The organism is Burkholderia sp. PR2 (genome assembly GCF_052372875.1).
Taxonomy (GTDB): Bacteria; Pseudomonadota; Gammaproteobacteria; order Burkholderiales; family Burkholderiaceae; genus Burkholderia; species Burkholderia diffusa.
Map to the genome: position 1 here is coordinate 2,551,520 of NZ_JBQRWH010000001.1, position 12,391 is coordinate 2,563,910.

11 protein-coding genes are annotated in these 12,391 nt (G+C 68.1%); 5 read left to right on the top strand and 6 right to left on the bottom strand.

The window, feature by feature from the left end:
- Positions 1–16: 16 nt before the first annotated feature.
- On the bottom strand, positions 17–907 hold the full coding sequence (locus tag ACT2FV_RS11380; protein WP_059599088.1) for a LysR family transcriptional regulator: 891 nt from the start codon (positions 905–907) through the stop codon (positions 17–19).
- Between the two features lie 97 nt (positions 908–1,004).
- On the opposite strand from ACT2FV_RS11380, the gene ACT2FV_RS11385 reads away from it, so the two are divergent.
- Positions 1,005–1,445 (top strand): PACE efflux transporter, encoded by a 441-nt coding sequence (locus tag ACT2FV_RS11385; RefSeq protein ID WP_124904989.1) that lies wholly within the window; start codon positions 1,005–1,007, stop codon positions 1,443–1,445.
- Positions 1,446–1,544: 99 nt separating this feature from the next.
- Here the strand turns inward: ACT2FV_RS11385 and ACT2FV_RS11390 are convergent, their stop codons facing one another.
- The 5 genes from ACT2FV_RS11390 to ACT2FV_RS11410 form a co-directional block, all read right to left on the bottom strand.
- Positions 1,545–2,396, bottom strand: coding sequence for an alpha/beta fold hydrolase (locus ACT2FV_RS11390; protein ID WP_444503864.1), 852 nt, complete (start codon positions 2,394–2,396; stop codon positions 1,545–1,547).
- A gap of 258 nt (positions 2,397–2,654) precedes the next feature.
- On the bottom strand, positions 2,655–2,996 hold the full coding sequence (locus ACT2FV_RS11395) for a DUF3579 domain-containing protein (protein ID WP_059599091.1): 342 nt from the start codon (positions 2,994–2,996) through the stop codon (positions 2,655–2,657).
- Positions 2,997–3,021: 25 nt separating this feature from the next.
- Entirely contained in the window at positions 3,022–4,383 is a 1,362-nt protein-coding gene (locus ACT2FV_RS11400; protein WP_444503865.1) for a sigma-54-dependent transcriptional regulator, read from the bottom strand.
- Positions 4,373–6,268, bottom strand: a complete 1,896-nt coding sequence (locus ACT2FV_RS11405) for a sensor histidine kinase (RefSeq protein WP_444503866.1) — start codon at positions 6,266–6,268, stop codon at positions 4,373–4,375. Before ACT2FV_RS11405 ends, ACT2FV_RS11400 begins: the two co-directional genes overlap by 11 nt.
- A gap of 203 nt (positions 6,269–6,471) precedes the next feature.
- A complete protein-coding gene (locus tag ACT2FV_RS11410) occupies positions 6,472–7,836 on the bottom strand; it encodes a 2-hydroxycarboxylate transporter family protein (RefSeq protein ID WP_124624225.1) in 1,365 nt (454 codons plus the stop codon).
- A 422-nt stretch (positions 7,837–8,258) separates the two neighbouring features.
- Between ACT2FV_RS11410 and ACT2FV_RS11415 the strand changes: the two genes are divergently transcribed.
- The 4 genes from ACT2FV_RS11415 to ACT2FV_RS11430 are packed head-to-tail and all read left to right on the top strand — an operon-like array spanning position 8,259 to position 12,376.
- Entirely contained in the window at positions 8,259–9,098 is an 840-nt protein-coding gene (locus ACT2FV_RS11415) for a MetQ/NlpA family ABC transporter substrate-binding protein (RefSeq protein ID WP_444503867.1), read from the top strand.
- 10 nt (positions 9,099–9,108) lie between these two features.
- Entirely contained in the window at positions 9,109–10,521 is a 1,413-nt protein-coding gene (locus tag ACT2FV_RS11420; RefSeq protein ID WP_444503868.1) for an LLM class flavin-dependent oxidoreductase, read from the top strand.
- An 18-nt stretch (positions 10,522–10,539) separates the two neighbouring features.
- Positions 10,540–11,727 carry a methionine ABC transporter ATP-binding protein gene (locus ACT2FV_RS11425; RefSeq protein WP_444503869.1) on the top strand — a complete coding sequence of 396 codons (1,188 nt, stop codon included), beginning with the start codon at positions 10,540–10,542 and terminating at the stop codon, positions 11,725–11,727.
- Complete coding sequence (locus tag ACT2FV_RS11430; protein ID WP_047902352.1) at positions 11,720–12,376, top strand: methionine ABC transporter permease; 657 nt, start codon at positions 11,720–11,722, stop codon at positions 12,374–12,376. Before ACT2FV_RS11425 ends, ACT2FV_RS11430 begins: the two co-directional genes overlap by 8 nt.
- Positions 12,377–12,391 lie beyond the last annotated feature (15 nt).

Here is a 12,391-nt window from a genome sequence, read left to right on the forward strand (position 1 = left end):
TGATTCGCCGCACCGTTCAGCTGAGACTGTCTTCAGCCCGCAGCGCCCGCACCAGTTCGCTGGCCGCCTTGCCGAGCCCCGTGTGCTTCGGCCGGCGCAGGTACACGGGCAGCCGCAGCCCGTTGCGGATGTTCGCGAACACGAGCGGCGCGAGTTCGCCGTCGGCGACATACCGGCCGATCACCGAGTCGGGCAGGTTCGCCCAGCCGTGCCCGGCCTTCACGAGCGCGATCGCGGTGGCCATGTCTGTCACCTTCCACGTGCGGTTGCCGATCACGGGGCGCACGTCGGTGAGCGGCCGTTCCGGGTCCGCGATCACGATCTGCCGGAATCCCGACAGCCGCTCGATCGCCCCGGGATGCGCGGCTTCGGCGATCGTCGGATGACCGGGCGCGGCGACGGCGATCAGCGTTTCGGTCCACAGCGCGTGGATCTGTTCCTGCGGATGAAGATCGAGCCCGCCGTACGCGACGCAGAGATCGACCGCGCCGCGATGCAATGCGTCGACGATCGCGTCCTGCGGCGCGGAGACGATGCTGATCGCGAGCGCCGGATATTTCGCGGCGACGGCGGTCAGTGCGCGCGCAACGGGCGCGCCGTCGAGCTCCGCCGCGAGGCCGAGCCGCAGCGTGTCCTCGACGCCTTCCGACAGATGCTGCGCATGCGCGCGCAATGCCTGCAACCGTTCGGCGATCGACCGCGCATCGGGCAGCAGCGCGGCCATCGCGGCCGTCGGCGTCGGCTCGCGCGTGCCGCGGTCGAACAGCACGAGGTCCAGCTCGGCCTCGAGGTTCGCGATCGCCATGCTGACCGCCGACGGTGTGCGGCCGAGCGCGCGCGCGGCCGCCGAGAACGAGCCTTTGTCGATGACCGTAAGCAGCATGTCGATATGGTCGCTGGTCAGCACGCGCGCCTCCTGTCAGAAAAATTGAAAGGACCTGACTTTTGCGGGCGAAGTGCCCGCTGTAGTCTCGCCACCTCGTTCGACAGGAAGGTGGTGGGTCATGCAAGGATGGAAGAGACGCATAGTCTACGTCGTGATGTTCGAGGTGCTCGGCATCCTCGTCGCGTCGTCGGTGCTCGGCATGCTGAGCGGCGCGAGCGCGACGACGAGCGGCCTGCTCGGCGTGATGATCTCGACGACGGGCGTCATCGTCAATTTTCTGTACAACCTGGGATTCGAGGCGTGGGAGCGGCGGCGTGCGGAAACGACGCGCACCGTCGCGCGGCGCGTCGTGCACGCGATCGGTTTTCAGGTCGCGCTCGTGACGTTCCTGATCCCGCTGATCGCGTGGTGGCTCGACGTGTCGCTGCTGCAGGCGTTCCTGTACGACGCGGTGCTGATCGTGTTCTTCCCGATCTTCACGTTCGCGTACAACTGGTCGTTCGACAGCGTGTTCGGGTTGCCTGATGCGGTGACGCGCAAGCCCGAACCGATCATGTGACGCCGAGGCGGACGAAGCGACGCGATGCAGGCAGTCCGCATCGCTTCGCTTCGAATGAGAAAGGGGAGCCGCGGGCGGCGCGCATGCCGCCCACGAGCGTTACGCGGCGACGAACTCGTGCACGTAACGGTTGAACACCGCGGGGCTCGCCGCGTTCATCCCGTGCGACGCACCGGCGACGGTCTGCCGTTGCGCAGCGCCGATCCACTGCGACAGCGTGTCGACGTTGTTGCGGAACATCTTCGGGCTGCGCTGGCCGTCGATCAGCAGCGTGCGGCACGCGATGTCCGACGCCGTGTGCTGCGAATACGCGGGCAGCGGATCCTGAAGCTGCTTCGGCAGCGTGCTCGCGTTGTCGATCGCCATCGTGCGAAAGCGCGACGTGCTCTTCTTCCATGCGCCGGGCAGGCTGACCGAATCGACGAACATCTCGAGGCCGGCTTCGACTTCGCCTTGCCCGATCAGGTTCACGGCCTTCGTGCGCAGTGCGATCGCGGCGGGCGGCAGCGCGGCTTCGCGCACGCCCGGCTGCTGCAGCGGGCCGCCCGGATCGGCGAGCGTGAGTGTGTCGACGAGCTGCGGATGCTGGCGTGCGACGTTGAACGCGACGCTGCCGCCTCGCGAGTGGCCGACGAGATGCACGGGGCCGAGGTCGAGTGCGTCGATGAATTCGGCGAGCTCGTCGACGTGGTTCTGCCAGCTGAAGTCATCCTGGATGCCCGCTTCGACGGCCGGCCAGTAGTGGCTGAGGCTCGGCGCGATGCAGCGGTAGTGGGCCGACAGCGACGCGAGTTGCGGATCCCAGTAACGGTAGTCGCACAACGATCCGTGCACGAACACCATCGGCGCGCCGCTCCCCCGCTCGACATACGGCAGGCTGATGCCCGACGAAAGCGTCGCAAATTGCAGGTCGGGGTTCGCGAGCACCGACGGCTCGATTCGCATGTTCATGACTGAAAACTCAATGGGTGCGTCATCACGTCGCAACTATGCCTCACGGCAAGCTGCAAGGAAAACGCATAATTTTCATCGTCACGATCAATTTTATTGATGGCAAGGCTGAAAACCCTTGTCGCAGCTTGGGGATGTGTCGGACCTTTCAATCGTATGACGATTGGTTGCGCGGCTGAAAGCACATGCCGACGCCTGCGCACGCGCGCATCGGAACGGGAAAAAGCGGGGGAAGGGCCGCCGAATGCGGCCCGCGCATTACCGCACCGCCAGCGCGGGCGCGGTCTGAAGCTCGACGGGAAGATCGTTGTCGGCGGCGAACTGCATCGCGAAGTCGAACGCGTCGGCGCATACGTCGCGCAATTCGTCCGACACGAACAGGCATTTGACGCCGCCGTCGACGATCGGCATCGCGAGCCGCGACAGCGCGCAGGGATAGCCGGGCCGCCGCTCGCCGACGAACAGCGTGATGACGCCCGCGAGCCGTTCGGGCCAGTCGCTCGGGCGGAAGGTCTTCTGCGCGCGCGTGACGCCGCGGATCAGGTGGCCGCGTGTCTGGCCAATGAGGCGGCCGTGTTCGGTGATGTCGATGCGATCCATGCCGGTGTGCGTATCCTCGTTCGCGTCACTCGCCGCCGTCGGCAGCCGCGTCGCCGCGCGCGGGAATCCGCAGGTTGCGCAGCTTGTGATAAAGCGTCTTCTTCGGCATGCCGAGCGCGACGCTTGCGTCCGCCACGTTGCCGTGGTGACGCTGCAGCGCGTCCTCGATCAGCATCCGCTCGAAATACGCCATCTGCTCGGCAAGCGTGCCGCCTGCCGCCGGTTCGCCGCCGGACGACAGCAGGCTGTCGCCGGTCAGCCCGAGCACGAAGCGATCGGCCACGTTCTGCAGTTCTCGCACGTTGCCGGGCCACGCGTGCGTCATCAGTTCGGACACCTGCGCAGCGGTGACGACCGGCGCCGGCTGCCCGAAGCGCCGCGCGGCCGCGAGCACGAAATGCTCGAACAGCAGCGGCACGTCCTCGCGCCGCTCGCGCAGCGGCGGCAGCTCGATCTGTGCGACGTCGAGCCGATACAGCAAGTCCGCGCGGAAGCGCCCGTCGGCCGCGAGTTCGGCGAGATCGGCCTTCGACGCGGCGACGACGCGGCAATCGACCGGAATCAGTTCGTTCGCGCCGAGCCGCTCGACCACGCGCTCCTGCAGCACGCGCAGCATCTTGATCTGCAGCGGGATCGGCATCGTCTCGATCTCGTCGAGGAACAGCGTGCCGCCGTGCGCCCATTCGATCTTGCCGATGCGCTTCTTGATCGCGCCGGTGAACGCGCCGGCCTCGTGACCGAACAGCTCGCTCTCGAACACCTGCTCGGGCAGGCCGCCGCAATTCAGCGCGACGAAATGCGCATCGCGCCGGCCGCCGAAGTCGTGCAGGCTGCGCGCGATCAGCTCCTTGCCGGTGCCTGTCTCGCCGGTGATCAGCACCGACACCGACGTATCGGCGAGGCGCAGGATCTTCTTGCGCACGTCGGCCATCGCGGGCGACTTGCCGAGCACGAACGCCTCGATGCCCTGCCAGTTGTTGAGCGCCGCGCGCAGCCCCTGCACCTCGAGCGTGAGCCTGCGCTTCTCGACCGCGCGCGCGACGCGGCCGGCGATCACGTCCGACGAGAACGGCTTCTCGATGAAGTCGTATGCGCCGTCCTGCATCGCGCCGACGGCCGTCGAAATGTCGGCGTGGCCGCTGATCAGCACGACCGGAATCTGCGCATCGACGGCCATCACGCGTTCGAGCAGCTGCAGCCCGTCGATGCCCGGCATCCGCACGTCCGACACGATCACGACGGGTGCGCCGGGCGCGACGTGCGCGAGTGCGTCGGCCGCCGACGCGAATGCGTCGACCGGGAACCCGGCGAGCGCGACGGCCTGCTCGACGCCGATCCGGACGTTTTCATCGTCCTCGACGACCAGCACGCGAATCTCATCTTCCATGCTCTGTCCTTTGTTGCGGCGTGACCGCCGCGAATTCGATGGTGAACTGCGCGCCGCCGGCGTCGCGGTTCGTCGCGGCGATCTTCGCGCCGAACGCCTCGACGATGCGCGACGTGATCGCGAGGCCGAGGCCGAGGCCCTGGCCGCGCGGCTTGGTGGTGACGAACGGCTCGAACAGGTGCGGCAGCACCTCGGGCGCGATGCCGGCGCCGCTGTCGGCGACCGTGAAGCGCACGCGGCCGCCTTCGTCCGCATCGTCGGCTTGGGCGGCTTCGATCACGATGCGCCGCACGGGCGCGTCATGCACCGCGTCGAGCGCGTTGCCGAGCAGGTTCACGATCACCTGCTGCAACTGGCTCGACTCCGCGGACACCGTCGTGCCAGGCGCGATGTTCACCTCGAGCTGCACGCCTTCGTCGCGGATCCGCGCATCGTAGATGAGCCGCGCGTGCGCGACGGCTTCGTTCAGCGACACGGCGACACGCTCGACGTCGGGCTTGCGCGCGAAGGTCTTCAGCTCGCCGGTGAGCACGGCCATGCTGTCGACCAGCTTGCCGACCCGTTCGAGATTGGCGTACGCCGGTGCCGGCTGGCCGCGCTCGAAGAACGTGCGCGCGTTGTCGCACAACGTGCGGATCGCGACGAGCGGCTGGTTCAGCTCGTGCGTGAGGCCGGCGGCCATCTGCCCGAGCACCGCGAGCTTGCCCGCGTGCACGACTTCCTGCTGCGAATCGCGCAGCCGCTGCTCGGTGCGTTCGCGTTCCACGATCTCGCGCTGCATCCGCTCGTTCGCGGCCGTCAGCGCGGCCGTGCGCTGCGCGACGGTCAGTTCGAGCTGGTCGTTCGCGCGGCGCAGCGCGTCCTGCGCGTTCAACCGCGCGACGATCGCCCGGCGGCGCTGGATCGCGTAGCCGACCAGCAGCGCGGCGATCAGGAACGCGCCGGTGACGAACACGAACGCGGTCTGCTGCTGGCGCCGCGCGCTGGCGATGTCGAGCAGCACCATCAGCGAATCGCCGGCCTGCGGCGCGGGCCGCGACATCACGAGATAGCGTGTGCTGCGGCCGGTGTGACGCGGATCGGGGAACGTGCCGAACCAGGCGGCGGCGCTGCGGTCGCCGATGTGGCGGTACGGCAGCACGTCGACCGTGCGGCCCGCGTATTGCCGCGACGCCTGGATGTCGCGCTGCTGCTGCGCGGTGATCGGACGCAGCGCGGTGAATTTCCACGCCGGCTCGGTCGAGATCACGACCACGCCATTGCCGTCGACCACCATCGCGGCGACGCCCGGCGCGCGCCACGCGGACTCGAGCGGGTCGACGCTGATCTTCACGGCCGTCGCGCCGATCGGCACGCCATCGTCGCGCACCGCGCTCGCGAAGTAGACGCCGGGCACGCCGGTGTTGGTGCCGATTCCGAAGAAGCGGCCGCTGCCGTGTGCCAGGGCATCCTTGAAGTACGGCCGGTACGACACGTTGGTGCCGACGAAGCTGATCGTCTCGTTCCAGTTGCTGGCGGCGATCACTTCGCCCTGCAAGTCGATCACGTCGACGGCACCGCTGCCCGCGTCGCGGTTCACGGCTTCGAGATACGTGTTCACGGAGTGCGTGAGCGCGGGCCGGTCTCGCGGCGCGGCCCGCAGCAGCGCGCGCACGCCGTCCTGACGGGCGACCAGGCCGGGCAGGATCTCGAAGCGGCCGAGTTCGCTCTTCAGGCTCGACGCATACAGGTCGAGCCGATGCGCGCCGGTTTCCTCGAGCGCGTCGATCGCGCGTTCCCACGCGAAATCGACGGCCGCGCCCGCCACGCCGACATACAGCACGGCGGCCGACGCCCAGCCCCACCACGGGATTCCCTTGAAGCTCTTCTGCACGTTCGCCCTCATCGAAGCCCGCAACCGGTCGTCCGCAACCGGTCGTCCGCGACCGGCCGCCCGGAGCGACGCCCCGAACGACGCCCCGAACGACGCCACGAACGACGCCACGAACGACGCCACGAACGACGCCACGAACGACGCGCGCCGCGCACCGGCGAGGCCGGCGGCGGCGCGTGCGAAGCAGCCTGCGCGACGGTGCGCGCAGCGGCGCGTCATCCGAAGTGCGCGACCAGGATCAGCGTCACCGTGACGACGATCGCGCCGCCGATGCGCGTCGCGATCTGCGCGAACGGCATCAGCTGCATCCGGTTCGCGGCGGTCAGGATCGCGACGTCGCCGGTGCCGCCTTGCCCGCTGTGGCAGGCGTTCACGATTGCGGTGTCGATAGGGTACATCTTCAGCAGGCGGCCGACCACGAAACCCGTGCCCATCAGCGTCGCGACGGTCGACACGATCGTGACGACGTTGACGATCGTGAAGGCGGCGGTCAGCTTGTCCCACGGCGTCATCGCGACGCCGATCGCGAACAGCAGCGGATACGTGACGGCGGTCGAGAAGAACTTGTAGACGACGAATGCGCCTTCCTGCAGCGGCGGCGACACCGCGCGCGCGAGCTTCACCAGCACCGCGAGGAACAGCATCGCGACCGGTGCGGGCAGGCCGAACAGCTTGTGCGCCATCAGGCCGACGAGGTACAGCGTGATCGCCGTGATGCCGGCGCCCGCGATGTGCGTGACGTCGACGTGGCCGCGGATTTCCTCGTTCTCGGGCGTCATGTCGCCCGATTCGCCGACCTGCAGGCGGCCGTTGCCGGTCAGGTGCGGCAGGCGCTTGCCGAGCATGTCGAGCGCGCCCGACAGGATGATCGCGGTCAGGCTGCCGAGCATCACCGGTGGCAGCACCATCGCGAACATCTCGCCCTGCGGCAGGTGCATCAGTTCCGAATAGCCGATCGACAGCGGGATCGCGCCTTCGCCGACGCCGCCGGCCATGATCGGCACGACGATGTACAGGAGCGTGTGGCGCGCGCCGAGGCCGAGCGCGGTGCCGACCGCCGTGCCGACGATCGCGGCCGCGACCGAACCGGCGGCGAGCGGAATGAAGATCTTCACGAAGCCCTGGATCAGCACGCGCCGGTCCATGCTCAGGATGCTGCCGACGATGATCGACGCGATGAACAGGTACAGGAAGTTCGTCGACTTCGTGAACTCGACGGTGAGGTTCAGCACCGGCTTCGGCAGCACGTGGTAGTAGGTGAGCGCCGACGGCACGAAGGTCGCGAAGATCGCGGCCGCGCCGATGTTGCGCAAGAGCGGCAGGCGCTTGCCGAGTTCCGCGCACGTGAAGCCGAAGAATGCGAGCACTGCGATCGCCATCGAGATCTCGCCGGGCACCTTGCCCGTCACCGCGAAGCCGACGATCAGCCCGAACAGGATCACGTAGACCGGCAGCGGGATGATGCCGATACGGATTTCCATCAGCTTCCACCAGCCTTCCGGCCAGAAGCGCTCGCGCGTGGCGGGACCGGCTGCGGCAATCGGCTCGGGTTGGGACGGGGTATGGATAGAGGTCTGCAAGACGTGTCTCCTGATGTTTGGAATGCCTGCATCGCTTCGCGGCATCGTGTGCCGTCTATTACGCAACCCCCGTGCCAGGATTCCGGCCTGCCGGAATATTTTCAATGCATTGATTCATAAGGGATTTATTTCGTCTGCGGAAAGGGTTTGCCAGACGGGATGGCCGAGATTTCGGAATCGGCGCGGCGGGCAGGCCGAAATTTCGGCCTGGCGGCGGCCCGGGCAGCCGGCCATGTCCGCCGCCCGCCATATCGCCGCACGCGATTTTCTTCGCACAATCGCTTCGTAGACCGCCCTCCCGCCGCTCTCTATCATCGGCTGATCTTTTTCCGATGCGACGACGACTGTCCGGAGAACGCCCGCGCGTTCGCCGCGGCGCCGCTCATCCGTCGATACCGTCTTTGGACAGGAGAGTGGTTTCCATGCTGCATCCCGTTTTTTCCGCCCGCTTTTCCGCCGGCCGCGTGGCCAGCCTGGTCCGCCTGCTGGCGGCCGCGCTGCTCAGCGTCGCGCTGCTGAACGGCGCGCGCGCCGACACCGCGCCGCTGAAGGTCGGCATCTCGACGAGCCCGCAGATCGAGGCGCTGAAGATTGCCGCCAAGGAGGCGAAGGAGCAGGGCCTGGACGTGAGGATCGTCGAGTTCACCGACTGGAATACGCCGAACGCGGCGCTCGCGAACAAGGACATCGACGTCAACTACTTCCAGCACATCCCGTTTCTCGAGAACGCGAAGAAGCAAGGCGGCTACAACTTCATCTCGATCGCGCCCGGCACGATCATGAAGATCGGCCTCTATTCGAAGAAGGTGAAGCGCTTCGACGAGCTGAAGGACGGCGCGCGCGTCGCGATCGCGAACGATCCGGTGAACGGCGGGCGCGGGCTGTTGCTGCTGCAGCGCGCGGGCCTCATCACGCTGAAGCCGGGCGCCGACTACCGCGCGACGACGCACGACATCGTGTCCAACCCGAAGCACCTGAAGATCATCCCGCTGGAAGCGTCGCAGCTCGCGCGCTCGCTCGACGACGTCGACCTCGCGCAGGGCTACCCGAGCTTCATCAAGCTCGCCGGCACGACCGACCCGAACAGCGCGCTGCTGTTCGACGGCACCGAGAACAAGAACTTCGCGATCCAGTGGGTCGTGCGGCCGGAGAGCGTGAACGACGCGCGCATCCGCAAGTTCATCGCGATCTACCAGCACTCGCCGGCGGTGCGCCGGGCGCTCGACAACGCATTCGGCTCGCTATACGCGATCGCGTGGTGACGGAGGCGACATGACGACGGCGAACCGCAAGAAGATCCTGCTCAACGCGTTCAACATGAACTGCGTCGGGCACATCAACCACGGGCTGTGGACGCATCCGCGCGACCGCTCCGCGCACTACACCGATCTCGATTACTGGACCGACCTCGCGAGGACGCTCGAACGCGGCAAGTTCGACGGGATCTTTCTCGCGGACATCGTCGGCGTATACGACGTGTTCGGCGGCGGCCCGGACGCCGCGCTGCGCGAATCCGTGCAGGTGCCCGTCAACGATCCGCTGCTGCTCGTGCCCGCGATGGCGCAGGTCACGCAACATCTCGGCTTCGGCGTGACCGCGAACCTGACCTATGAGCCGCCTTACCTGTTCGCGCGCCGCATGTCGACGCTCGACCACCTGACGAAGGGGCGCATCGGCTGGAACATCGTGACCGGCTACCTCGACAGCGCCGCGCGCGGGATGGGCCTCGCGCAGCAGATCGGCCACGACGACCGCTACGAACGCGCGGACGATTACATGGATGTCGTCTACAAGCTGTGGGAACAGAGCTGGGACGACGACGCGGTGATCCGCGATGCGCACGCGCGCGTGTTCGCGCAGCCGGGAAAGGTGCGGCGCGTGAAGCACGACGGGCCGTTCTATTCGGTTGATGCGATTCACCTGAGCGAGCCGTCGCTGCAGCGCACGCCGGTGCTGTACCAGGCCGGCTCGTCCGCGCGCGGCGTCGAGTTCGCGGGGCGACATGCGGAATGCGTGTTCGTGAACGGGCAGAGCAAGGCCGCCGCGCGCGCGGCCGCGCTCGACATTCGCGCGGCTGCCGCACGGCAGGGCCGCGACCCGGCGTCGATCAGGATTTTCGCCGGCGTGAGCGTCGTCACCGCCGAGACCGAGCTTCTCGCGCGCGAGAAGTTCGACGAATACCGGCGCTACGCGAGCCCGGAAGCCGGCCTCGCGCATTTCGCGAGCTCGACCGGCATCGACTTCGCGAAGTACGGCCTCGACGAGCCGATCTCGTACGTGAAGACCGACTCGATCCAGTCGGCCGTCGACGCGATCTCGCGCAAGAGCACGACCGGCACGTGGACCGTGCGCCGGATGCTCGAACAGATGTCGCTGGGCGGTCGCTATGCGCCGATCGTCGGTTCACCGTCGCAGGTCGCGGATGAACTGCAGTCGTGGATCGACGAGACGGGCATCGACGGTTTCAATTTGACGCGCACCGTGATGCCCGAGTCGTTCGAGGATTTCGTCGACTGGGTCGTGCCGGAACTGCAGAACCGCGGCATCTACAAGGAAGACTACGATCCCGCCCCGACGCTGCGCGAGAAGCTGTTCGGCGCGGGTGCGCGCCTGCCGGCGTGGCACACCGGCGCGCAGCATCGGCCGGCCGCCGTGCCCGAACCCGCGCATCCCGCGCATGCCTGAACGTGACGGAGCGAAGCGATGACGCAATTGTTCGATACGCTGGGTTTCATCGAGGCTTCGGCCGTGCGGGCCGGCGCAGGCGCGCACGCACATGGGGCGCATGACGAAGCGGCCGGACGTGCTGACGGAGTCGCCGTGTCGCTCGCGCACGTCGGCAAGGTGTTCGCGACGCCGCGCGGCCAGGCCGCCGCGCTGCGCGACGTGACGCTCGACGTGCGGCGCGGCGAGGTGTTCGGGATCATCGGCCGCAGCGGTGCAGGCAAGTCGACGTTGCTGCGGCTCATGAACGGCCTCGAACGGCCGAGTTCGGGCCGCGTGTGCGTGCAGGGCGTCGATGTCGGCGCGCTCGACGAGGACGGGCTCGTCGCGCTGCGGCGTCGCACCGGCATGGTGTTCCAGCATTTCAACCTGCTGTCCGCGAAGACGGTGTTCGAGAACGTCGCGCTGCCGCTGAAGATCGCCGGCGTGCCGAAGGCCGAGCGCGTGCGCAAGGTCGAAGCGCTGCTCGAACTCGTCGGACTGACCTCGAAGCGCGACGCATATCCTGCCAGCCTGTCGGGCGGGCAGAAGCAGCGCGTTGGCATTGCCCGTTCGCTCGTGCACGATCCCGAGGTGCTGCTGTGCGACGAGGCGACGTCGGCGCTCGATCCGGAGACGACGCAGTCGATCCTCGCGCTGCTTGCCGACATCAACCGCCGCCTCGGGCTGACGATCGTGCTGATCACGCACGAGATGGAAGTGATCCGCGCGGTGTGCGACACGGTCGCGGTGATCGAACAGGGTGAGGTCGTCGAAACGGGCCCCGTGTGGCGCGTGTTCGGCGATCCGCGCCACGGCGCGACCCGTGCGCTGCTCAGCACGATCGTGCACGACCTGCCGGCCGACCTGGCCGCGCGCGTGCGGCCGTTGCCCGAGCAGGCCGCGCTGCCCGACGGCGCGCAGGTCGTGCTCGACGTCCGCTATACGGGCGAGAGCGGCGGCGAGCCGGACGTCGGTGCGCTCGCGGCGGCGCTCGGCGGCTCCGTGCGCTTCCTGCACGGCGGGATCGACCGGATCCAGGGGCATGCGCAGGGGCGGCTCGTGATCGCGGCCACACCGCGCGCGGATGAAGCCGGCCAGTCGCCGGCTCGCGGCGGCGCGGTCGCCGCGTTGCTCGAACGCGCGCGCCGCCACGCGAACCACGCGGAGGTGCTCGGCTATGTTTGAACTCTGGTGGCCCGAACTGCTCGACGCGATCCGTGACACGCTGTCGATGGTCGCCGCGTCGGCCGCGATCGCCGCGCTGATCGGCATCCCGCTCGCGGTGATCCTGGTGACGACCGCGCCCGGCGGCATCTACGCGCGGCGCGGCGTGAACGCGGTGCTCGGCGCGCTCGTCAACGTGTTCCGCTCGACGCCGTTCATCATCCTGCTCGTCGCGCTGCTGCCGTTCACGCGCGTGCTGATCGGCACGACCATCGGCGTGTGGGCGGCCGTCGTGCCGCTGTCGATCGCCGCGATTCCGTTCTTCGCGCGGATTGCCGAGGTGAGCCTGCGCGAAGTCGATCGCGGGCTGATCGAGGCCGCGCTCGCGATGGGCGCGAAACGCCGTCACATCGTGTGGCACGTGCTGCTGCCGGAGGCGCTGCCCGGCATGCTCGGCGGCTTCACGATCACCGTCGTCGCGCTGATCGGCTCGACCGCGATGGCGGGCGCCGTCGGCGCGGGCGGGCTCGGCGATCTCGCGATCCGCTATGGCTATCAGCGCTTCGACACTACCGTCATGGTGACAGTGATCGTGATCCTGATCGCACTCGTTTCGGCCGTGCAAATCACGGGCGACCGCCTGGTCCGACGCGTGACCCGGCGTACCTGAGCGGCGCCACGAGCG